At 47.2% G+C, this 22,566-nt stretch carries 25 protein-coding genes and 1 tRNA gene; 2 read left to right on the plus strand and 24 right to left on the minus strand.

Features of this window, described 5'->3' with window-relative positions; translation table 11 throughout:
* Positions 1-134: 134 nt before the first annotated feature.
* The 7 genes from folK to ACERC5_RS02405 form a co-directional block, all read right to left on the minus strand.
* Complete coding sequence (folK, locus tag ACERC5_RS02375) at positions 135-950, minus strand: 2-amino-4-hydroxy-6-hydroxymethyldihydropteridine diphosphokinase (RefSeq protein WP_373658222.1); 816 nt, start codon at positions 948-950, stop codon at positions 135-137.
* A 1-nt stretch (position 951) separates the two neighbouring features.
* On the minus strand, positions 952-1,506 hold the full coding sequence (gene folE / locus ACERC5_RS02380) for a GTP cyclohydrolase I FolE (RefSeq protein WP_373658221.1): 555 nt from the start codon (positions 1,504-1,506) through the stop codon (positions 952-954).
* 84 nt (positions 1,507-1,590) lie between these two features.
* Complete coding sequence (folP, locus tag ACERC5_RS02385; RefSeq protein WP_373660064.1) at positions 1,591-2,538, minus strand: dihydropteroate synthase; 948 nt, start codon at positions 2,536-2,538, stop codon at positions 1,591-1,593.
* Positions 2,538-3,908 carry an SLC13 family permease gene (locus ACERC5_RS02390; protein WP_373658219.1) on the minus strand — a complete coding sequence of 457 codons (1,371 nt, stop codon included), beginning with the start codon at positions 3,906-3,908 and terminating at the stop codon, positions 2,538-2,540. Before ACERC5_RS02390 ends, folP begins: the two co-directional genes overlap by 1 nt.
* Before the next feature lie 99 nt (positions 3,909-4,007).
* Entirely contained in the window at positions 4,008-4,223 is a 216-nt protein-coding gene (locus ACERC5_RS02395; RefSeq protein ID WP_018369174.1) for a YozE family protein, read from the minus strand.
* A complete protein-coding gene (gene msrA / locus ACERC5_RS02400; RefSeq protein ID WP_018369175.1) occupies positions 4,220-4,729 on the minus strand; it encodes a peptide-methionine (S)-S-oxide reductase MsrA in 510 nt (169 codons plus the stop codon). The genes ACERC5_RS02395 and msrA overlap by 4 nt, the downstream gene beginning before the upstream one ends.
* Position 4,730: 1 nt before the next feature.
* On the minus strand, positions 4,731-6,182 hold the full coding sequence (locus tag ACERC5_RS02405; RefSeq protein WP_373660065.1) for an alpha-amylase: 1,452 nt from the start codon (positions 6,180-6,182) through the stop codon (positions 4,731-4,733).
* 134 nt (positions 6,183-6,316) lie between these two features.
* Between ACERC5_RS02405 and ACERC5_RS02410 the strand changes: the two genes are divergently transcribed.
* Positions 6,317-6,622: a 3-hydroxyacyl-CoA dehydrogenase NAD-binding domain-containing protein gene (locus ACERC5_RS02410; protein WP_373660067.1), complete on the plus strand. Its 306-nt coding sequence runs from the start codon at positions 6,317-6,319 to the stop codon at positions 6,620-6,622.
* Between the two features lie 600 nt (positions 6,623-7,222).
* Positions 7,223-8,803 (plus strand): ATP-binding cassette domain-containing protein, encoded by a 1,581-nt coding sequence (locus ACERC5_RS02415; protein ID WP_373660068.1) that lies wholly within the window; start codon positions 7,223-7,225, stop codon positions 8,801-8,803.
* A 203-nt stretch (positions 8,804-9,006) separates the two neighbouring features.
* On the opposite strand, the gene ACERC5_RS02420 is transcribed toward ACERC5_RS02415, so the two are convergent.
* From ACERC5_RS02420 to ACERC5_RS02500, 17 genes are all read right to left on the minus strand, one after another.
* On the minus strand, positions 9,007-9,864 hold the full coding sequence (locus ACERC5_RS02420; protein ID WP_373658248.1) for a S1 RNA-binding domain-containing protein: 858 nt from the start codon (positions 9,862-9,864) through the stop codon (positions 9,007-9,009).
* Between the two features lie 110 nt (positions 9,865-9,974).
* Positions 9,975-10,358 carry a hypothetical protein gene (locus ACERC5_RS02425; protein ID WP_373658214.1) on the minus strand — a complete coding sequence of 128 codons (384 nt, stop codon included), beginning with the start codon at positions 10,356-10,358 and terminating at the stop codon, positions 9,975-9,977.
* A 180-nt stretch (positions 10,359-10,538) separates the two neighbouring features.
* A complete protein-coding gene (gene frr / locus ACERC5_RS02430) occupies positions 10,539-11,090 on the minus strand; it encodes a ribosome recycling factor (RefSeq protein WP_018369181.1) in 552 nt (183 codons plus the stop codon).
* Between the two features lie 18 nt (positions 11,091-11,108).
* Positions 11,109-11,834, minus strand: a complete 726-nt coding sequence (gene pyrH / locus ACERC5_RS02435; RefSeq protein WP_373660070.1) for a UMP kinase — start codon at positions 11,832-11,834, stop codon at positions 11,109-11,111.
* 146 nt (positions 11,835-11,980) lie between these two features.
* The gene (locus tag ACERC5_RS02440) at positions 11,981-12,958 is read right to left on the minus strand and encodes a YeiH family protein (RefSeq protein ID WP_373660072.1); all 978 of its coding nucleotides are present in this window, start codon (positions 12,956-12,958) and stop codon (positions 11,981-11,983) included.
* A gap of 57 nt (positions 12,959-13,015) precedes the next feature.
* Positions 13,016-13,087 (minus strand) — tRNA-Arg (locus ACERC5_RS02445).
* A gap of 51 nt (positions 13,088-13,138) precedes the next feature.
* On the minus strand, positions 13,139-13,819 hold the full coding sequence (locus ACERC5_RS02450) for a hydrolase (RefSeq protein WP_373658212.1): 681 nt from the start codon (positions 13,817-13,819) through the stop codon (positions 13,139-13,141).
* Positions 13,820-13,840: 21 nt separating this feature from the next.
* Positions 13,841-14,398, minus strand: a complete 558-nt coding sequence (lepB, locus tag ACERC5_RS02455; RefSeq protein WP_373658211.1) for a signal peptidase I — start codon at positions 14,396-14,398, stop codon at positions 13,841-13,843.
* 230 nt (positions 14,399-14,628) lie between these two features.
* Positions 14,629-15,813 carry an FtsW/RodA/SpoVE family cell cycle protein gene (locus ACERC5_RS02460; RefSeq protein WP_373658210.1) on the minus strand — a complete coding sequence of 395 codons (1,185 nt, stop codon included), beginning with the start codon at positions 15,811-15,813 and terminating at the stop codon, positions 14,629-14,631.
* A gap of 383 nt (positions 15,814-16,196) precedes the next feature.
* Positions 16,197-16,721 (minus strand): N-acetyltransferase family protein, encoded by a 525-nt coding sequence (locus ACERC5_RS02465; RefSeq protein WP_373658209.1) that lies wholly within the window; start codon positions 16,719-16,721, stop codon positions 16,197-16,199.
* 1 nt (position 16,722) lies between these two features.
* Positions 16,723-17,364, minus strand: coding sequence for an ABC transporter permease (locus tag ACERC5_RS02470; protein WP_373658208.1), 642 nt, complete (start codon positions 17,362-17,364; stop codon positions 16,723-16,725).
* Positions 17,364-18,131: an ABC transporter ATP-binding protein gene (locus tag ACERC5_RS02475; RefSeq protein ID WP_373660073.1), complete on the minus strand. Its 768-nt coding sequence runs from the start codon at positions 18,129-18,131 to the stop codon at positions 17,364-17,366. The genes ACERC5_RS02470 and ACERC5_RS02475 overlap by 1 nt, the downstream gene beginning before the upstream one ends.
* A 9-nt stretch (positions 18,132-18,140) precedes the next feature.
* Positions 18,141-19,058, minus strand: coding sequence for a glycine betaine ABC transporter substrate-binding protein (locus ACERC5_RS02480; protein WP_373658206.1), 918 nt, complete (start codon positions 19,056-19,058; stop codon positions 18,141-18,143).
* 13 nt (positions 19,059-19,071) lie between these two features.
* Positions 19,072-19,704: an ABC transporter permease gene (locus ACERC5_RS02485; RefSeq protein WP_373660074.1), complete on the minus strand. Its 633-nt coding sequence runs from the start codon at positions 19,702-19,704 to the stop codon at positions 19,072-19,074.
* Positions 19,694-20,173, minus strand: a complete 480-nt coding sequence (locus ACERC5_RS02490) for a MarR family winged helix-turn-helix transcriptional regulator (RefSeq protein ID WP_373660076.1) — start codon at positions 20,171-20,173, stop codon at positions 19,694-19,696. Before ACERC5_RS02490 ends, ACERC5_RS02485 begins: the two co-directional genes overlap by 11 nt.
* Positions 20,174-20,315: 142 nt before the next feature.
* On the minus strand, positions 20,316-21,251 hold the full coding sequence (dapA, locus tag ACERC5_RS02495; protein ID WP_373660077.1) for a 4-hydroxy-tetrahydrodipicolinate synthase: 936 nt from the start codon (positions 21,249-21,251) through the stop codon (positions 20,316-20,318).
* A gap of 67 nt (positions 21,252-21,318) precedes the next feature.
* Positions 21,319-22,395 (minus strand): aspartate-semialdehyde dehydrogenase, encoded by a 1,077-nt coding sequence (locus tag ACERC5_RS02500; RefSeq protein ID WP_373660078.1) that lies wholly within the window; start codon positions 22,393-22,395, stop codon positions 21,319-21,321.
* Between the last annotated feature and the right edge of the window lie 171 nt (positions 22,396-22,566).

Below are 22,566 nucleotides of genomic sequence, written 5' to 3' on the forward strand. Positions count from 1 at the left end.
TCCGACCAACCGTACAAAGACTGACCCCAAACTACCTTTTCGGGACTCATTATGACTATTAGTATAACACATATTGACCCTATTTGCTACCTAGTAACTGATAAATTTTGGCTATCACTGTCAGCCATATTATCCTACTGGCGCACTAATTCTGCCAAGAGTTGGCGCATTGTCTTGTTCAGAACTGGATGGGTATAATGAGGGGCAATTTCCGCTAACGACTGCAAAACAAATTCTCGTTCAGCCACATAGGGATGGGGCACAAGTAAATTGTCTGTGTAGAGGGTCTTATCACCAACAAATAGAATATCCAAGTCAATGACGCGAGGACCCCACTTGACCTCACGTATCCTGCCCATCTGAGCTTCAATAGCCAATAAGGTGTCAAGCAAGGCTTCCGGTGTCAACCAGGTTTCAATTTCAATCACTTGATTGAGAAAACTATCCTGCTCCACACCGCCCCAAGGCTCAGTTTCTAGGACACTAGATTGCTTAACGATGGTTAGACCCGCCTGCCTCATCAATTCTACGGCCTGAGTCAGGTGATCCTGTTTGTCCCCCAAGTTTGTGCCAAGTCCGATAAAGGCTCTGCTCTTTTCACGCGTGAGCGCGACCGAACAAGTCTCTAAGGGCAAATGCACAGGTGCCCAAGGCTTTTTGAGGGTAAGGGTGACTGACTGACTAATCGGGTAATGCTCAAAAATCTGCTCCACTAGCCGATAAGCCGCCGTCTCAATCAGGTCATGGCTGGTCTCCTGCAACCAGTCCGTCAGCTGCTGGCTGAGCTCACCGTAATGAATTGAAGCCGTTAAATCGCCTGTCCTTGCTGCCTTAGTCATATCATAAGTCAGTGTCAAGTCAATGATGAACTTCTGCCCTAATGCTTTCTCCGCTGGGAACACCCCATGGTTTGCAAAAATCTCCAATCCTAAAATCTCTAGCCTGTCCATCCTAGACCCCCATGAGGCGGTAGGCCTCGTTTTTCAAGTCCTTATCGGTGTCAAAAAGCCCCCGAGCAACACTGGTTACTGTAAGCGTTCCTGGTTTTTTAACCCCTCGCATGGTCATGCACAGGTGCTCTGCCTCGATAACGACCAGAGCTCCTTTGGCATCAAGGTAGGTCATGAGGGCATCAGCGATTTCCATGGTCAGACGCTCTTGAATCTGCGGTTTCTTGGCGTAAACATCAACCGACCGTGCTAGTTTGGACAGCCCTGCGACACGGCCGTTAGGAATATAAGCGATATGAGCCTTACCATAAAAAGGAAGAAAATGGTGCTCACACATGGAGGTGAAGGTGATGTCCTTCTCGATGACCATGTGATCGTCAACAATTTCAAAAGACTTAGTCAAGTGCTCCTCGGCTGTCTGTCCCAAACCTGAAAACACCTCCGTATACATCCGCGCCACACGGGCTGGGGTCTCTTGCAAGCCTTCCCGTTGCTTGTCCTCTCCAATCGCTTCAATAATCTGTTCTACTGCTGCTTCAATCTTGCCTAAATCCATGGCAACCCCCTTCTTTTTATCTTTTTATTTTACCCTTTTTTCAAAGCACTTTCAAGCTAAAAACAGCCCTCAGGGGGCTGTTCCTTATTTCTTGTAAGCTGATAAATGCTTATCCGTTTGTTGTTGGGCTTGGGCAATGGCAGAGCCCATCAGTAGACCCAAACGGTGAGCCGCCGCATCATGGACACGCAGGACTTCAACCCCCTGACTGGCAGCGATAGCAGTTAGGTAACAGGAACCCAGATCACGATTGGCAAAGCCTGCTGGGCTAGCGACATCAGTCTCTAACCCAGCCTCCTCTAGCAAGCTCATGATGAACCGTTTACGAGATACTCCGAGAAAGATGGGATAACCCCTATCATGAAGCACAGATAGGTGTTGTAATAACAACAAATTTTCCCGTTGCGTCAATCCAAAGCCAATTCCTGGATCTAAGACCAAGCGATCAGCTGAAATCCCTGCCTGCTCTGCTATTGCTATCGAGCGAGACAAGTAAGCCTGCATCAGGTCAAGGATCGGTAGCTCCGCAAACTCTTCCAACTCCTCTGCGGTAAAGGCCCAGCCTGTCCCAAAGGTCGGAAAAATTTGGCTGCTCGGATTTTGGGGACGAGCGATGACTGGATTAAACATCAGAATGGCCTGTTTGCCATGCTGGGCGACCACCTGAGCCATCTTGGGATCTCCCAGAAAGCCTGTGATGTCATTGACCACATCTGCCCCTGCTTGCAGAGCAGCCGCCGCGACGTCTGCTTTCCACGTGTCAATGGAGATGAGGATATCACTGATGGCTCGAATGGCTAGGATAACGGGGACAACACGAGCAATCTCATAAGCCACGGAAACATAGGTTGATCCTGGTCTGGTCGATTCACCACCGATGTCAAGCATCGTGGCCCCCGCTGCAATCAGCTCTTTGGCCTGCTGGACCGCTGCGTCTACCGCCAGGTATTTTCCCCCATCAGAAAAAGAATCAGGGGTCACATTGATAATGCCACAAAGGGCAGGAGCCTGCCCGCGTTTAATCTCTCTCATCAGAATAACCTCCACCAAGTCCAGTAAATGCCAAGGAGCAAGAGCGGTGTCAAGACCGTCATGACAATCCCGTAGCGGAGCATGTAGTGGTCAGGGTAATAGCCCTTGCCAATCCCCAAGAGGATAATCGCATGATGGAAGGGCAAGAGAAAATGAATGTTGACAAGGGTATAAGTCATCAAGGTCACTAAGTGCGCTTGATAACCTGCGGCCGCCATCAGAGGCGCGACAATCGGCAGAACAACCGACATGGTAGCGACCGATGACCCAATCAAGACATGAAACAGCATGATAATCACGATAATCACCAAGAGGTAGATGGGTGACTGCCCACTGGGAATCAGAACCTTCATCTGTTCAAAGACCAGCCCGGTAATGCCAGCCTGTCCCAGCACCTTGCCAATCGAGAAAATAGTCGTTAAAAAAAGGATAAAGTGCGGGTTGATGGCAGACAAATCATCCTTGGTCAAAATGCCTGTCGCAAAAAAGATGACCACACCAACCACGACCGGCAACCAGGCTGGCAGCTGGTGCCATCCAACTATTGTCCAAGAAAGCACAACCCCTGCGATGACTAGCAGGCTGAGACGCTGTTGGTTGGCAGATAAACTCTGATGAGACTTATCTGGTTTTAGGAGCATGGCAGAGCTAAAAGCTGATAACTCTTTTTTGAAGAGAGTTTTGGTCACTAAGATGGTCACAGCAGCGGTAACCACAACTGGCAAGCTCATGAGTTTGAACCAGTTCCAGCTGGTCAAGGTCGCTGCAACGTCTTGGCCACCGAAACTGATAGCTGACAAATTGAGCAAGATATCACCCTGCCGCACCAGCATGTAGGCAATCGATACACCGATAAAACCGTTCATCATCAACACTCGCTTGGCAGCCATTTCCTCTGTTGTTCTGGCCTGCAAGAGACCGTCCAAAATAGTCCCTAAGATAATCACACGCACAAAGGCCTGAGGAATCAGGATAATCAAGACCAAACCCAAAGCGTAGGGCACTAACAGCAAGAGATTAGTATTGTTAGCTGATGTCGCCAGCCACTTTTCCACATAGGCCTGAATCAGACCTGTCTTCATCATGCCCATACTGAGCAAGGTCGTGCTCATGATCAGCAGGTTCATATCTCCCCAGAGAAAGCCAAATATCTCGATAGGAGGCATCTGTCCAAAAATGATAAAGCTCGCTAGTAAAAAGAGACAAGCTAGGCTCTTGTGCACCGCATCGGTCGCCCATGAGGCAACCGTGATGATAAGACTTGACACTAACACGGTCTGATTGAACGAAAAGCCCAAGGGGTTCCAAATGGCAAATAGCAGAGCTAGGCTAATGATAATCGTTAGCTCACGTCTTTTTAAGTGTTTCATAAAAAATGCCCTTTCTTAAAAAAATTGGACTATTGTATCATTAAAACAACTCAGTTGTCAACATAGAAACGACATCAAAATTAACTGGTCGACCCTATCCTAGTGGGCGAGGTAGTCTTCCCAAATTTGGTCAAAATCACTGAGTGAAAAGCTAAAACTAGCTTCCTGTTCCAAGAAACGACTGATGGTGTCAAAATCATCAGTGTGCTTAGGAAAATCACTCTCTGAGAAAGCCAAATCAGCCAGTATCGCTACTGGGGCAGTTGATTTCGGATGGCGTTGCGTCATCAACCAATGGTAGAAGGATGTTCTCACTGCCAATTCCTCGCAATAAAGGCCTCACGTACCCCACTGCTCATCTTGTAACGAACAGGATTTGTTTTGTAAAAGGCCTGGTGATAGCCCTCCGCTGGGTAGAAGGTCTGGGCTGGCTCAATCGTGGTCACGATAGGACGATCAAAGCGTCCAGAATCAGCTAACGCCTGCTTGGACTGCTCTGCTATTTCCCGCTGGGCATCGGTCGTATAAAAAATCACAGGACGGTAGCTATCCCCTCGATCCTGAAACTGGCCAAAAGCATCAGTCGGATCCGTCTGGCGCCAGTAAAGTTCAACCAAGTCGCTGTAAGAAATCTTCTCAGGGTCAAAGATAATCTCAACCGCCTCGGTGTGCCCTGTCGTTTTGCTGCAGACCTGCTCATAGGTCGGGTTTTCAACATGACCACCCGTGTAACCTGACAGGACGGAGAGAACCCCATCCGTCAGTTCAAAGGGCTTGACCATGCACCAAAAGCAACCACCTGCAAAAATCGCTCGTTCCATACTATTCTCCTTTATCTTGATTGATCCAGACGGATACCTGACCCGCCGGTACTGTAAACTCACCAAAGCCATCAGGGGCGATGGTAACTGTTTCTTCGTGATGCCCCATGGCATCATACCATACTTCACCTGCTCTATTTTCCCCGACAAAAAGACGTTTCTGTGCTTGGTCTGCTGCGTTCACCAAAACTGCGCAAGCACCTGGGTGTTCTGTTGTTCCTCGTCTAACCCAAGCCAAGCAAGTCGGGTCATCAGCATAATCATCTTGAGCACCATAGGCATGTTCCTTACGAAGATGGAGTAATTTATCCAATACTTCTTTGTGCCCTTCTTGCCCGTCTATGCCATAGTAATCACCGTAAAATAAGCAAGGAAAACCTGCTTCCCTCAGTAAAATCAAGGCATAAGCATGCGGCTTAAACCAGGCGTCAACGAATGATTCTAAGGCCTCCCCAGGTTGCGAATCATGATTATCCACAAAAGTGACCGCCCTTGTCGGGTTCTGGGCGACAACTGTGCCGTCAAATATCTGACGTAAATCGTAATTTCTACCTTCTAGGCTGGCTTGTCTAAGGTGTTGGTGCAAGGGTACATCAAAACTATCCACTTTTCCAAAGGTCAATCCAAAAAATTCGTCTAGTTGCCCGTAGTCATGATGCCAATACTCCGCCACAAAAAAGAAATCATCACCATGTTCCTGCCGAACATAATCTATTAACTCCTCTAAGACAGTCGCATCAATATGCTTGGCCGCATCTAACCTTGCCCCATCGACACCGGTTTGGGTGATGAACCACGACAACCATTTTTTAGTTTCAGTCATGACCTCAGGGTGGCTGTAATCAATATCCGCATTCATCAGATAGTCGTAGTTGCCCTTTTCACCGTCAACCATCTCGTTGTCCGCCCAACCCTTACCGTCACCTTGAATCATGTAAATCGCTGACTTGCCGTTTTCATTATTGAAATCCAAACCTGAAAAATGGTACCAGTGCCATTTAAAGGATGAATAAGTTTCGCCACGTCCAGGGAAGGTAAACTTTGTCCAACCCTCAATATCGTAAGGATCTGTTAAAACCTCTTGACGGCTATTTGGGTCAACTTCAACAACTGTAAAACGCTCTAGCTCGTCGGCTCCTCCTCGGTGGTTTAGCACCAAATCAGCATAGACCTGAATGCCACATTCATGCAACCGATCAATAGCTACTAAAAGCTCCGCCTTCGTGCCGTACTTGGTCCGGACAGTTCCTTTTTGGTCAAACTCCCCCAAATCATACAAGTCATACACGCCATAGCCAACGTCATTTTGATCACCACCCTTATAGCAGGGTGGTAGCCAAACCGCTGTCACTCCCAACTCCGCCAAATGCTCGGCATCAGCTGCCAGACGATTCCAGTGCTCACCATCGTTTGGGGTATGCCACTCAAAATATTGCATCATCAACCCGTTCATCTCAAACCTCCTTCAATGTTCTTATTAGTCTAGCACAAAAAATAATTTTTGTCTGTTTTTTAATTGCTTTTGAAAGCGTTTTATCGTAAAATAAATAGTAAGCATGAAAATAATTTCTATAAGGAGTATCCTTTATGTCTATCAAGCGTGTAACCGTTGCTGGTGGCGGTGTTCTAGGTAGTCAAATTGCTTACCAAGCGGCTGTCTATGGTTTTGAGGTTACCTTATACGACATCAGTCAAGAGGCTTTAGAAACAGCCAAGGGAAAAATCCACACTTGGGCTAACATGCACCATCAAGATTTAGGGATCCCCTTGGCAGTTTTGGAAAAAGCAGAGCAGTCTATCACCTATACTACAGATATTACAGAAGCTTTTACGACTGTTGACTTGGTCATTGAAGCAGTCGCTGAACGCCTGGATATCAAAAAAGCCTTCTGATCATCTGTTGCAGATCTTGCACCCAAACAAGCTATTTTTGTGACCAATACCTCGACTTCAATTACTCGAGGAAAAAATCGCAAATGCCCACATTGGACAGTCTAGCAATCAAGGCTTCTATTACTACCATGAGGGGATTCCTTACCTTGCTGCAGATTTTTTGAAGTAATGCCAATTCTGTTCAACACATAACTCAAACAAAAACTAACCTCAAAACCACACTGTACCCACGTCTTGAAAAAATATTCAAGACAGTGTATCAGTGTGGTTTTATATTTTTTGACCCTCTATTGTCACAACTTAAATCATTCCCCTTGTATTTTAAAACCAGCTATGTTATACTAAATCTATCTTAAACGAAAGCGAGGACTAGACTATGCTAAATATGATGACACCAACCCCAACTCATTGTCGTCAGGAAAACACGTACGGTCTAGTGCCTTGTTAACATCAGCTTTTTCATGAAACATCTGATGAACAAGTCATCGACCGATGGACGATAGCGATTGGAGGCTGGCGCTTGCCTGCCTTTTTGTCTGCTCTCTGCTTGTTTTCCTTTGCCTGAGGGATTTCCCTCCTTAGCCCTGTGAAAGGAAAAACATGTCGATCACAACTTATCTTCTTCGTTGCAAACGGGAGAATGCCAAACTGCTCTTTTGGCTTGTCCTTAACTCGCTTTGTGTCTTGGCAAACGGGCTCTTGTCTGCCCAAGCTCTGACCAATCTCGTCGCCCAAGATGTTCGAGCTTTTCTCATGTCTACAGGTCTGAACCTCTTGGTCTACTTACTCTGGATGCTTCAGATTAAACAGATTGTCCCTACTCGTGAGCGTGCCCTACAAGCCATGAACCATGAGATGCGGACGGATATTCTAACACGACTGAGTCAGACCAACTATGAGCAGTTCCAGCGTGAGTCTGCGGATACCTACACCTCTTGGTTGACCAATGACATTCTGACAATCAACGAGCTGAGTTTTGAAACCTTAGAGCTCATGCTGACGCAGTTGCTGAACCTTATCTTTTCTGCAATAACCTTAATCTCTTACCACCCAAGTTTTGCCCTCTCAGTTTTGCTTCTCACTGGCTTGATGAGCCTCCTGCCTAAACGCTTTGAGCAGAAACTGGCAGACAAAGCTCTGCTATTTTCCGAAAAAAATGACCAACTGCTTACCAGCATCAACCACACCCTGAAGGGTTATGGTACACTCTTTGGAGCTGGGCGTTTAAGTGAATTGGTGCGGCGTGTGGGCGCGCCAGAAGCTGCCTACGCCGCTAGCCGAGTGAGCTATCAGCAGACGCTGGGCAAGATGATGGCGACACAAAATGGACTGAGTTTTCTCAGTCAGCTGACCATTTTGGCTCAGGCTGGTCTCCTCTTTGCCTTTAATCAGGTGCCCATCGGTGCAGTGTCCAGCAGCCCCTACTTTGCCTCCATCACCTTTGCTGGCTTGACTGGCTTCTTTGCCAACTGGGCAGAAGTGCGATCGATTGCGCCAATTTTTACGAAGTTCCAGAACATTCCTGAAGCGACCAAATCTGGAGCAGACCAGATAACAACCATGGGCACAGCGCTCACAACCCATGATATACAACTGATGGTCAACGAGCAGCTGATCCTTGACTTTCCTAATATCACGTTAACTAAGGGCAAGCACTACCGCCTGATGGGACCGTCTGGTTCAGGCAAGTCCACACTGCTCATGCTCCTCTCTGGTCGCCTGACCCCGACGACAGGACAGCTAACGATGGATAGCCTACCTGCTAGGACAAGGGCGCTGACCCAACTGACCACCTATGTCCCTCAGGACAGCTTTATCTTCACCGACACCCTCCGCTACAACCTCACACTGGGGCGGACTATCCCTGATGAGCCCCTGCTCGATGGCTTAGTCGCTATCGGTTTGGGGCAATGGCTAGCGCAGCTACCAGATGGGCTGGATAGTCAGATTAGTCAGGAGAGCTTATCAGGCGGACAGGCACAACGGCTGAGCTTTTTACGAGGTGCCCTAGAGGATAAACCGATTTGGTTACTGGACGAAATCACCTCAGCCCTTGACCCAATCAGTCGACAGACCATCAACGCCTATCTTGATAAACAGCAAGACAAAACCATTCTCCTCGTCAGCCATCAGGAGAGCCTCAATAGCTCAGAAAAATGGATTGACCTTGAGATGACCTAGACAAAAAACCGACCTGAACTGGAGCCCTTAAATCCATTCAGGTCGGTTTTTATCATCATTCCACTCTTAAAAGACTAATCGTTAATGTCAGACTATCATTTGATAGAGGAACAAGATTTTCTGCTTTCAACTGTTTTTAAAACAGAAGCACTATATCATGTTCCTGTCTTGGATTTTACAGCAACCAAGGAGTGTGCTCTGACTTAACCGATCACTTCTGTTCCAAAGGCATCCTGTTTAATCTTGCCAGCCTTCATCAGACCACCGAGAGCCTTTTTGAATTGCCCTTTAGAAATACCAAAGGTAGCCTTGATCTCATCTGGACTGGATTTATCATTCAGGGTCATGAACCCGCCCTGTCCCTGCAAGTAAGTCAAGATCATCTGAGCATCATTTTCCAACATCTCAAACGATCGTGGTTTGAGCGAGAGATTGAGCGTGCGGTCAACTTCTCGGAAACCAATGACACGCACCGACAATTCCTCCCCCAGACGCGGTTCTGTAAAACGCTCACTAGGATGGATAAAGCCCAACATATTATTATCAGGCAGGTAGACAAAGGTGCCTGACAGTTTCAGACGGTAAACAATGGCACTCAACTGCTGATTCTGCATGTTGTCGTAGGCCTTACCAGCTAAGCGTTGGAAAACTTCTTGCTCAGCAGGCAAGGCCCAGAGTCGGTCTTTCTTATCAACAGTCAATGTCACATAAAGCTTGTCGCCTTTTTTAGGCCAGAGTTCTTTGAGCTCAGGTAGGACATCAAGAGACACCACAACTTGCTTATCTGGTAATCCTGTATCGACAAAGACACCCAAATCCTTACGAACATCAGTCACCTGCCCCCAGCCATAACTGGTCTGGGTTGCTGTCTGCTCTAGGGTCGTCAGGCGATTTTTCTGTGTCATATCCTGATAAGCAAAGCCAGTGATCATCTCACCGAGTTGATGGGACCCTTCCGCCTTTGCTAGCGCATAGGTGACCCCGTCTTTTTGAACAAAATAGTAGTCCTTGTTCTCATCGGTCACCATGGCTGTTATGGTTTTTGCTAACTGTATCGTCATCATGTTCCTTTCTTTGTGTCACATTCCTTTGTCATGGCTAAGCACCTCTGGTCATCAAAAGATTTCTATCAGCCTCTTTTAGACAAGGTTATAGCGCTCTGAGTGCTAAGCTAGCCACCAAACTGCCCAAACTCATACATGGTCTTAAAAGCCTCAAACGATAAGGCATGGTCAAAGGTATAGAGGCGCTCATCAACCTCAATCAGCTCTTGACCAAGACTGATATGGTCTAAAATCTCCTCCAGCTTAACAATCTCACGCAAGCATCTGGTCAAACGGTGGTTGTCTGCTGTCTGGTAGCTGAGAGCTAAGCTGTTTTCGTACTCTGCTAAGAGCTGGTCAAGAATATCTCGTCTGTCATCATATAAAACCCTTGAATAATCCAGATTCATTTTAGCACGACCGATGATGATCAACTCCGAAAAAGACGAATAATCCGACCGAGGAGGGTCAAATACCATTTCGGTTAATACCCTAGCCAAATAATACCTCATCGTGCTCAATCTCCATGTCTGTCATCATTTTGCAGATCCAACAAGAGCTTCAAGGGCTAGCGCTACTAACATCAGCTAGTCGTCGCAGCACTCGTTAATCTGTCGTCATCTTTATCAAAAATAGCAGAGCGACCAACCTGCCACCCTGCCAAATCTTTTTCTCTCTTCTTAACTAACGGCTTAGATGTCCAACAATTCTTTTTCCTTGTCGGCAATCATCTTGTCGATGTGTTTAACAGCGTCGTCTGTCGCTGCTTGGATATCCTTCTCTAATTTTTTAAGCTCATCTTCAGTGATTTCTTTAGCTTTTTCTTGTTTTTTAGCCTCATCCATGGCATCACGGCGGATGTTGCGGATAGCAACCTTACTGTTTTCACCAACTTTTTTCACTTCCTTGGCCAAGTCACGACGAGTTTCCTCTGTCAAGGCTGGAATGACCAAACGAATAACTGAGCCATCATTGGCTGGGTTGATGCCGAGGTCTGACTCGTTGATGGCACGCTCAACATCTTTCAAGACAGACTTGTCAAAGGGAGTAATCAAGAGCACACGCGCCTCAGGCACAGTGATAGAAGCTAGCTGATTGAGCGGTGTCGGTGCCCCGTAATATTCTACTGAGATGCGGTCCAAGAGACTAGCATTGGCACGACCGGCACGGATACCAGCAAGCTCACGAGAGAGGGACTGATGAGAGTGTTCAAAACGTTCTTTAGCTTTGGCAATAATTGTCATTGTATTCTCCTTTTTTGATTAGCAACGGTTGGAAACAGTTGTTCCGATATTTTCCCCCAGAACAACACGTTTGATGTTGCCCGGTTCATTGAGGTTAAAGACCACCAAGTCAATGTCATTGTCCATAGACAGGGAGCTAGCGGTCGAATCCATGATTTTCAAGCCTTGCTTGAGGACTTCGATATGGGTTAGCTCGTCAAACTTGATGGCATCAGCGTTTTTACGAGGGTCATCGTTGTAGACACCGTCTACCCCATTTTTCGCCATGAGAATGGCATCCGCTTCAATTTCAGCAGCCCGTAGAGCAGCTGTCGTATCAGTTGAAAAGTACGGAGACCCTGTCCCTGCAGCAAAGATAACAACTCGTCCTTTTTCCAGATGACGAAGGGCACGCCCTCGAATATAGGGTTCAGCCAGTTGTTGCATATTAATCGCTGTCTGTACTCGAGTATCTACACCGCACTGCTTGAGGCTGTCCGCCATCACCAGCGCATTCATCACTGTCCCAAGCATGCCAGTGTAATCCGCTGATACCCGATCCATACCAGCTGCTGCCGCTGGCTCACCCCGCCAGAGGTTACCGCCACCGATAACCAAAGCAATCTGAATGCCTGATTCTGCTACTTCTTGGATTTCTCTCGCCACGCTCTGAACGGTAGGTAAATCAATACCAACACCACGCTCACCAGCCAGAGCTTCGCCTGATAGCTTAATCAAGACACGATTGTACTTGGGTTGCACCATTTTTAGGTCCTCTTTTCTATTTGCTTCTTATCCTTTCCATTTTACCATATTATCCCTCAATACGGTAGTAGGAAAGTTATTTTTTCACAACCTGGCTTTGGATAAGTTTTTTCGCGCTATTGCCAAGGTAGCCATGTTCAAGCTTGTCATGGCGTCATCACTTGCTGCAATAGCAGACTTGCTAATCCAATACTAAACCAGACCATCGCACCCAATAACATCGGTTTTAGACCTGCACGTTTAATCTGTGCAATGGACAGCTTACTGCCGACAGCAAAGAGGGCCATAGCCATCAACCATTTCGATAGGGGTTGACTAAGGTCTCTCAAGGCATCCGGTATCAGCCCCAAGCTTGTCAGTAAAGAAGCGAGTAAAAACAGGAAAACAAAGGTCGGAAAAACCTGTCTCAGTTGGCGTGTTCTGCCGCTCTGTCCTTTTTCAAAACGTCGAAAAGCAAAAAAGACACAGGCTGGTAAAATCAATAGTGTTCGCGCTAATTTGACCACCACTGCCACATCGCCTGCCACCTGACCATAGCTATAACCTGCGGCAACAACAGAGGAAGTATCATTGATAGCTGTGCCTGCCCAAATACCGAAGGTTTGCTGACTGAGGTCGAGGGCTTGCCCAAGAGCAGGAAAAATCAATAGCCCCAGCAAATTAAACAAAAACACTGTCGATAGAGCGAGGACGATGTCGTCCTCTTCAGCGTCAAGGATAGGTGCTGCTGACGCAATAGCTGATCCTCCGCAGATTGCCGTCCCAAAAGCAATCAACAAGGTCAGATTGTGACTAAGCTTTAATTGTCTTCCCAAAACCAGCGCAACAGCAAAGGCGAGAAAGAGAAGGGGGATACTTAATTGAAACGACCACAGACCTAGGGACTTTATATCTGCAAAGGACAGTCGGAATCCTAGCAAAATAATACTGTACTGGAGACCAAGTTTACTGGCTAACCCTAGCCCAGAGCTCAAGTGTTTCTCCTGTCTCAGTAGACCTGACAAGCTAAGCCCCAGTGCCAGAGAGAGGATGCTACTATCTACCAGAGGTAGAAATGAACTCAGCCAAATAGCAAAGATGCCGGCGAGCCCTGATACCATTAGTCCCGAGAGGTGTTGACTCATGTTTTCTCCCTTCTTGCACACAAAACCCCTCGCCAGAAGGCAAGGGGCACTAGATGATATTCCCTACCGGAATCGAACCGATAACTACTTCTTAGGAGGAAGGTGTTATATCCATTTAACTAAGGGAACCTTGCCTTGTTATTGTACCGTGATTTGACAAAAATTGCAAGCATCATCTAATCAGCACTCTGCCTCTGCCAACTGACGGTACTTGTCCATCTTCTCTTTGAAAAGTTCGCCATTGGTCGGCGGGGTAAAGCTGATGGCATTGGCGCCTGCGGCAATGGTCTCTAGAATACTCTCTCGGCTCTGACCGCCCGTTGCGATAATCGGAAGGTCTGGGTATTGCTCACGAATCTTTCTAACAATCATTGCGGTTTTAGCTCCTCCGCTAACATTAACGATATCAACACCAGCTTTCAGACGTGATGGCAAATCAGAATGCTCTGAAACCAAGGTATAGATAATCGGAATGTCAATACGATTGTTAATCTTTTTAATCGTGTCACTATCGGTCGGAGCATTAACCACCACAGCCATCGCTCCTTCAGACTCCGCAAACAAACTCATATTCGCCGATCGGTCACCTGTCGTTAAACCACCGCCAACACCTGCAAAAACAGGAACAGAGGCAACTAACATGACACTTTTTAAGATAGCTGGGTGTGGTGTAAATGGATAAACCACCAAAATGGCATCCGCATTATTATTGGCGATAACTGCCACGTCTGTGGAAAATAAAACAGATTTAATCACACGCCCATAAATAGAAATGCCGCTACAAGTTGCAATCTCTTTGGGAATTTGAACAATCTCACGTCGCAAATTGGACATCACCGCTGGAATATGTTTTTCTGTCATCGTTATCCTTTATAATTGATGTTACTCTGTTCGTAAGAAGCCAAAACTCTCGAACGGTTTCAAGCGAAAGATGAGGACACCCTTGATGTCCTGACGAGCAATCGGACCAAACTCTCTGCTATCGGTCATCTCTTGACGATTGTCGTTCAAGACAAAGTACTGCCCCTTAGGCACTGTAGCATCTGGGTCATCCAGTAAAATTGCCAAGCTGAAATCTGGCGTAAAGGGCATCTCATGACCTGTTTTTGACAGGTAAGCCCGTTTCATCTCCTCGATATAGGGCTGTTCAACCACTTCCTGATTACGGTATAAAATATCCTCAACAGACATCAGCTGATCGCCTGCCTGCCCTATGACACGCCCGATGTGAGTCTCGTTGTCGACTTCATAAATCACAAGGTTGCCATAATCAGGTGTCTCTCGTCGTGAAAACAAGACCTGATCACCTGTGTTAAGGAAAGAATTGCTATCTCTCTCCTGAATCGTATAAGTCCCAAAGACAAAAGACTGAAGCCCGACAAAAACAAGAATGACTGTTACAATCAACAATATCCCTGCAATAAAATCACGTTTTACCATAGTTTTATTTTACCACATTTTCAGAAAATCATAAAGCTAATCCAGCAAAAATCACTAGGACGACATCAAAACGGCAACGATAACCGTTTGACTCACTTCGTATCTCCTAACTACCAGATAAACAATCTCTGTCTATTGCTCGTTTGACAGTTAAAGAGACCTAGCCAATATTTTCTCATGACTACACAGAAAAAAGGCAAGGAACTTGGCAACAGCTCCTTGCCCTGTGTTTATGATGATTTCTGTTCTTGTTCTAGTGATTGTTGAAAGGACATGGATAAGACTAGACCGACTCCGATTAAATTTGTAACTAGAGAAGACCCCCCTTGAGAGATGAACGGCAAGGGAATACCTGTTAGGGGAAGAAGACCGATTGCTGCTCCGATATTTTCAAAAATATGAAAGAGAATCATCATAATGAAGCCGGACGAAATATAGACATAAAACCGATTATTAGAAACCAGCGTGATTTTTAACATGCGATAAATCAATAGCAGATAAAGAATCAAAAGCAGACTAGAGCCGATAAACCCAAAATTCTCTGCGATAACCGTAAAAATCATGTCACTCTCCCGGACAGGAATATTTAGGTCAATCACGTTAAATCCTTTCCCAGTCAAGCCACCACTACCGATTGCAATCATGCTCTGGGTTTGCTGGTACGAAATGCCTTCAGCATAAGCAAAAGGATCTAGCCAAGCCGAAATTCGGTTAATCTGATAGGTATCCATTCCCAAGTTAAAAAAGAAATCCTTGCCCCACGATTGTGTAAATACCCATAAAAAACCTGCAATTCCCGCAGCAAATCCTCCGACAACAGGTAAAATAAGCCGCCAACTGACCCCTGATAAGAGAATGATACCGGACAAAATTGCCAGAAAGACAAGAGATGTGCCTAAATCCTTCTGAAGACCTAACAAGATAAACACAGGAACCGTTAATAACCCGTATAGACCCAGCAATTTCAAGTCCCTTGCAATAGATACCTGAGGAAACTGCTCTTGATACCACACAGTCACAACCGCCAAGATTAAAATATAGGCGATTTTCATAAACTCAGATGGCTGAAATAAAGTCGCACCACCAAGGGTCACCCAGTTTTTAGCACCCGTTGACGAAACCAGCCCCGCATCAAAGTAAATCAGGGGCAAGACCATCAACCCTAGCCCTAACACATAGAGCAGGGGACTGACCTTCCAGAGAAATGATTTGCTAAAGAGCATGACCACCAAAGCCATCAGTAGACCGATAGCTGTCCAAGCGAGTTGCTGAATCATCACAATCCCCACACGGTCTGGATAATCATGACTTGTCGCGATAAAAACTGAAAAAAAACCTGTCAATAGCAGGAAAAAGACTGGCAACAGCAGGACATAATCAATGTGTCTCTCAATAGAGGAAATCGTCTTGAACATTACAGGTCACTTTCTAAGAAATGGCAGTTTGTGAAAATTATCAATTAGGTTTTCAACATCAGACTTAGACTTAACTCTTTTAATACCAGTCTATCTGATGGCTAATCTGATCTAAAACTCCCAGTCATGGCGAAGAATTTAATCACATAGGACTATTGTGGTCCTAAACACCTTAGGTAACAGGGAGCGATTACTCCTACCATTATAGCAAAAAAGGGAAAATAAAAACAGCTAAAAAGCTGCTTTATTCTGGTAACTATACGACTAATACCATCAACAAGTGAAGTCGCAAAGCTGTCACTACTCATGCTGTCACAACAAACAGACTACAACCAGTCTCTTGGTGGCTAGTTTTTTAGACATCTCTTACGATGTTTTGGTTTTTAATCCCCAACTGTACTGTCCACCTCTCGCTCATAGGTGAGGTTATTGGGACGTTGAGAATCGTACCAGCTAGGAATTTCTCCTTGGCAGACGAAGCCCATCCGCTCATAAAAAGGGATACCCATCTGGTTGTTTTTAGCAACGGTGACTTGTTGGCGGTTAATCCCGTAAGTCGCCTTCTGGTGGTCGGTCAGAAAATTAACGAGAGCACGTCCCAATCCCTTACCCTTGTGCTCTGGGTGAACATAGAGGACATAGATATGCCCAAAATTACCCTCACTGACACCGCCACCGATAGCCCCTAAGATGTGACCGTCTAGCTCAGCGACCATGTAGCCGTGCCAGTGCTGATCACTGGTTGAGCATTCTTTGGTCACTCGGTCGAGGTTGTAAAAGTCAGCGATCACCTGCTCGATATACCCTGGAGGATTCAAGTCCTTATAGGTCACACGCCAAGCGGCCGAACAGATAGCACAAATGGTAGCTGCGTCAGCTGGTGTTGCAAAACGGGTGGTGATGGTCATCTTAATTCTCCTTTTCTGATAGAGATGACTGTTTCGGCGTCGCCAAGTCTTCTAAAAAATCAATCAAGAGGGAAAAAAGCCCACTCAAGCTGACTGTTAGTCCGATACCCCAGATGAGCTTGGTCAGAGATGCGGTGCGCAAGCCATCAAACAAGAGCGTCCCAAGCCCTCCAGCATTGATGGTCGCCCCAATGGTCGCCATAGCGATGATGGAGGTCGCTGCTAGCTTAATGCCTGCAAAGAGAGCAGGTACGGCTAAGGGTAGCTGAACAGCCACTAACAACTGTCCCTCCGTCATGCCCATGCCGCGTCCCGCCTCCAAAAGAGCTGAGTCAATCTCGATCAAGCCCGATAAAAAGCTCCGCACCAAGATATACTGGGCATAGAGGGTCAAAACGATAACCGTGGTGGTCTGCCCTAGACCTGTCAAGGGAATCAGCAGGGCAAAAAAGGCAAATGAGGGCACCGCATACAAGACAGACAAGAGATAGACGGATACTTGCTGCAAGCGTGGAAAGCGCCAGAGGAGCAGGGTTAACCCAATTCCAAAAACCAAGGCAAATCCCAGAGCCAGCAAGGTCAATTGGAGGTGTTCCAAGACCAAGCGAAAAAGCGCCTCACGATGGCTGAGTGCGTACTCCATCAGGTCAATCCTCCTACTAGCCTGTCCTGCCGCTGAACCGTTTCGAGCAGGGATTTGACAAAATCCGTCCGAGGGGAAGCAATAATCTCCTGCGGACGATCAAACTGCACCAACCGCCCCTGGTCCATGACCATGACACGGTCGCCCAGATAGAGAGCCTCATGGATATCATGGGTGATGAGAACAAAGGTCTTGTCAGCCAAGGACTGGTGGAGAGTCTTGAGCTGGTCTTGCAGGTGATGGCGGGTGATGGCGTCCACCGCCCCAAAGGGCTCATCAAATAACACCATCTGCGGATCAGCAGCTAGTGCTCTGGCTACTCCGACCCGCTGCTGCTGTCCACCAGAGAGTTCCTTGGGGTAGCGATGGGCAAAGTCTCTGGCAGGGAGCTGCACCATGGTCAGCAACTCCTCCACACGCTGGTCAATCCGCTCGTTTTCCCAGCCCAAGAGTTTAGGGACAGTGGCGATATTGTCTCGGACGGTCAGGTGGGGAAAGAGCCCAATCTGCTGAACCACATAGCCAATTTGCCGACGGAGGGCAACAGGATCGGTCGCCGACAAAGGCTGACCATCTAACAAAATCTGCCCTGTATCTGGCTCTAAGAGGCGGTTCATGAGCTTGAGCGTCGTCGTTTTCCCAGATCCTGATGTCCCTAAAATGGTAATAAACTCACCCTTAGAGAGGGTAAAGGTCAGATCGGACAAGACTGGGGTATCGCCGTAGGTTTTCCCCACCCCCTCAAAGGTCACTAATGCTTGCGTCATCTGGTCTCCTTAGTTTGCGATGCTCTTGTAGAAGTCTTTGGCAACAGCCGTATAATCCTTACCGTCAACATCGACTTGAGCGTTGAGTTCGGTGACTTTTTCAGTCGTTAATTGGCTGGAAATCGTGTTCAAGGCTGTCGCAAGGTTTGGCTCTTTCTCAAGCAAGTCGCTCTGGGCAACAGGAGCGATGTTGTAAGGTGGCCAGAAGGCCTTGTCATCTTCCAGCAGGGTAAACTCATCTGTCTGAATGAGCTGACCTTCTGTAGTATAGGCTGGCGTCACATCTGCTTCGTCGTTTTTCAGCACGCTGTATTTCAGGCTGTTGTCGTAGACCTTGGAAGATTTCCAGTTAAACTCACCGTAAGCCGTCTTCAAGCCTGCCAAGCCGTCTTCACGCTGGTCAAATTCCCCTTGGGACGCAAAGCGGAGTTCGCTCGCATGTTGTTGCAGGTCAGAGATGGTCTTGATGCCCAACTGCTTCGCCACGGCTGTCCGAATGACCAAGCCCTGACTGTCTGTCGCTTGGGCGTAGTCTAACCACGTCAGCTTAAAGTCTTTGGCATAGGCGGTTTTAACCGTCTGATAGACCTGCTCAGGGTCGGTTTCCAATGGCAACTTCAAAATAGCCAACAGACCTGTCCCTGTGTACTCTGGGTAGAGGTCGATTTCCTTATTGGTCAAGGACGTATGCACCAAAGAGCTGGCGATGTTAAACTTGCGCTCAACGGTGTAGCCTTCATCTTCCAAGGCTAGAGCATAGAGCTCTGCAACGATGAGGTTTTCTGTGAAATCTTTTGAACCAATCCGCACGACTGGTTTGTCACCAGCTGCAGGTGCGCTCTGCTTTTGCCCAAAGAGGGCAAATAATCCTAAACCAGCTAGGACAAGGAGGGCTAACAGGCCTCCGAGGCGTTTTTTGTTTGTCATGTTTAACTCCTTTTTAGTGGGTTTGTTTGATGTGATGAATGAGCCCATCAAGGCTCAACATGGCAATGAGCGAGAGCAGGGCAACGGAGCCACCGCCCAAGAGTAAGAGATCGTAGCGATAGAGCCCCAACCCTGTGAAAATCAGAGTGCCCAGTCCTCCTGCTCCGATGTAGGTGGCTAGGCTAGCGGAGGCGATGATTTCCACTAGAGCCAACTTGAGCCCGGTCAAGAGATGGGGAAGGGCTAGTGGAAAAGCGACCTTGAGCAAGACCTGCCTGTCGGTCATCCCCAGCCCCTTGCCGACTTCTTTCAAACTCTCTGGGACTTGCACCAAGCCGACCAAGGTTTGTAGGATAATGGGCGGTAAGCCCAGCAGGACAAGGGCGATAAGGGCTGGCATTTGCCCAACACCGATGAGGGGAATGAGGAAGAACAGCACACCCAGCGAGGGAATGACCAGCAGACCACCAGACAGGCCTGTGATGGCTTGCCGGAGTTTGGAGCGCTGGTAAGCCAGGTAACCCAAGTAGGTCCCAAAAACCAGAGCGATTCCCAGAGCCAGAAGGCTAATCCAGATATGCTCCCAAAGATAGGTCAGGTATTGGTGGCTGTTGTGTGCTAGGTAATCAACCAGTCTAGTCCACATGAGCAACCTCCTCGTCGTCCTTGTCTTTTCTATCCAAACCTCGTCTCAGGTTATCCAAAATCCGCTTTTGGTAGCTGATAAAGGTGGTCACCTCTTCCTCACTAAATCCCTCGTAAAAGATGATTGACAAGCGCTCGCTAACCCGCTTTCCGATGACTTCTTGCCCCCAGCCCTTATCCGTCAGGTGCCAGATTTTTTTTCTCTTGTCATTGGGACAGGGCTGTGGCACAATCAAGCCTTGCTCCTCCAAACGTTTGAGCATAGAGGTTAAGGTATTGTTGGCAAGCCCTGTGTGAATGGCAATATCTGTCGCTGTTCCTCTCCCACCATGTAACCAAAGACAGTGGAGAATCTTCCCTTGTTCTCCCGTGTAAAGTGCCTCTGGCTCCTGTGCCAGCAAGTGCTGAAACAGACGACCATTCAAGAGGCTAATGTGGGTCGCGCGATAGCCCCCTTGTTCTTTTGTCATAGGAGCTCCTTTCTTTTTTATTTCTATATAGAACAATGATAATTCTAGTATCTCCTTTTTTCTTTGTCAACTATTTCGATATGGAAATACTATATTCCACAAAAAAAGAGCAGGATTTTCTGCTCTCTGGTATTATCACTCTTTAATACCGTGGACGAATCACACCTGTCACGGTTGCTTTTGTCGCTTCATAATCACCATCAACGACGACCTTGATAATGCGCTTGGCCTCTTCTTCTGGTGCTGCGACAAGGGGCAAGCGAAGCGGTCCGACATCAAAGCCCAAATAATTCAGCACCGCCTTAACAGGAGCAGGGCTCGGATAGCTAAAGAGAGCATTGACTTTAGGGATAAACTGGCGCTGAATAGCCGCAGCAGCCTTGATGTCGCTGCGCTCAATGGCTTCAAACATGGCGTGCATCTCGTCACCATTAGTGTGAGAGGCTACCGAAATTACCCCATCTGCTCCCAAATTCATGGCGTGGAAGGCATCACCATCTTCTCCTGTATAGATGAGAAAATCATCTGGACGGTGCTCAATCAGATAGGCAATATTAGCGAGGGTTGTACACTCCTTGACGCCGATGATATTGGGATGTTCTGCCAAGCGAAGCATGGTCTCAGGCGTCAACTCCACCACGACTCGTCCTGGGATATTATACAGAATAATCGGCAGGTCAGACGCGTCCGCAATGGCCTTGAAATGCTGGTAAAGCCCCTCTTGAGATGGCTTATTATAGTAAGGAACAATGGCAAGGCCCGCCGCAAAACCACCAAATTTAGCCACTTCCTTGGCAAACTCGATGGAATCCCGCGTATCATTGGTCCCAATCCCTGCAATCAAGGGCACTCTGCCCTTAACAATAGCTTGCACAACTTTGAAAATCTCTAGCTCTTCCTCATGGGTCAGGGTCGGACTTTCTGCCGTCGTCCCTGCCAGCAAGATGGCATCTGTATGGTGCGCCAGCAAGTGTTCAATCAGAGCTGGGAAAGCCTCAAAATTGATGGTACCATCTTCATGAAAAGGCGTGACCAAGGCTGTGATGATTTTAGCCTGTCGTAGTTGCTCGATGGACATAAGAATTCCTTTCTAACGATGCTACTGATTCGAGATGACTGACGATTTTGCCAGCCATCTCATCACTCTACTTCAACTCAAATACGAGCTCGTCCGTTTTTCTCACCAAACCACGCTCGTGAAGGGTCTCAGCGATTTGAACAGAATTCCAAGCAGCACCTTTGAGGAGGTTGTCAGATACCACCCACATGTGAATGCCATTTTCCTTGTCCAAATCCTTACGAATACGACCAACAAAGGTATCACGGCTACCGACCGCATTGATGGCTTGTGGGTAGATTTGGTTGGCAATATCATCTTCTAAAACAGCACCTGGGAAGCTCGCAATCGCTGCTTTTACCGCTTCAATGTCTGCGACTTCCTTGGTTTCGATGTAAACAGATTCAGAGTGGGCAGAGAGAACTGGAATCCGCACACAGGTCGCAGAAACAGCAATGCTGTCATCTTCCATGATTTTCTTGGTTTCCTTGGTCATCTTCATCTCTTCATAGGTGTAGGCATTGTCCGTGAAGAGGTCGATTTGTGGCAGTGCATTAAAGCCAATAGGGTAGTGCTTCTTATCGCCACCTGAAGGAAGGATGTTTGCTTCTACCTCTTTTGGTGCCACGCCGTCATTCAACGCCGCACGCAACTGCGCCTGTGTTTCCAAGATAGCTCCCATACCTGCCCCAGAGACCGCTTGGTAGGTTGACACGATGATGCGTTCCAAGCCCCACTGCTGACGGACAGGCTCCAGTGCCACCATCATCTGGATGGTGGAGCAGTTTGGACAAGCGATAATGCCTTTGTGGTCATCCATGGCATGGGCATTGACCTCTGGAACAACCAAAGGCACATCTGGATTCATACGGAAGTAAGAGGTGTTGTCCACCACTACAGCACCTGCTTTCACCGCATAAGGTGCAAACTTAGCCGATGTCGACCCACCAGCTGAAAAGAGGGCAATATCAACGCCTTCAAAACTATCTTCTGTGGTCAACTCGACCGTCACCTCTTGTCCCTTATAAGTCAAGGTCTTACCAGCAGAATGAGCTGACGACAGCAACTTAATTTGGTCAATCGAAAGCGTGCTCTCCTCCAACATCTTAATCATCTGTGTTCCAACGGCGCCTGTCGCACCAACAACGGCAACTGTATAGCCCATGTCTTTACCTCTTTTTTCTACAGGTTAGTAAAAATTTTATCCGTTATCTTTTTTAGATAATTTTATTTCCAGCAGTCTTTGCTGATACGCCTAATTATACTATTTTTCTTTAACAATGAAAAGAGATTATTTTTGCAAATCACTCAATTATTCACTTTTTGCTAATTTTCT

The sequence above is a fragment of the Streptococcus sp. E24BD genome (assembly GCF_041807825.1).
Classification (GTDB): domain Bacteria; phylum Bacillota; class Bacilli; order Lactobacillales; family Streptococcaceae; genus Streptococcus; species Streptococcus entericus.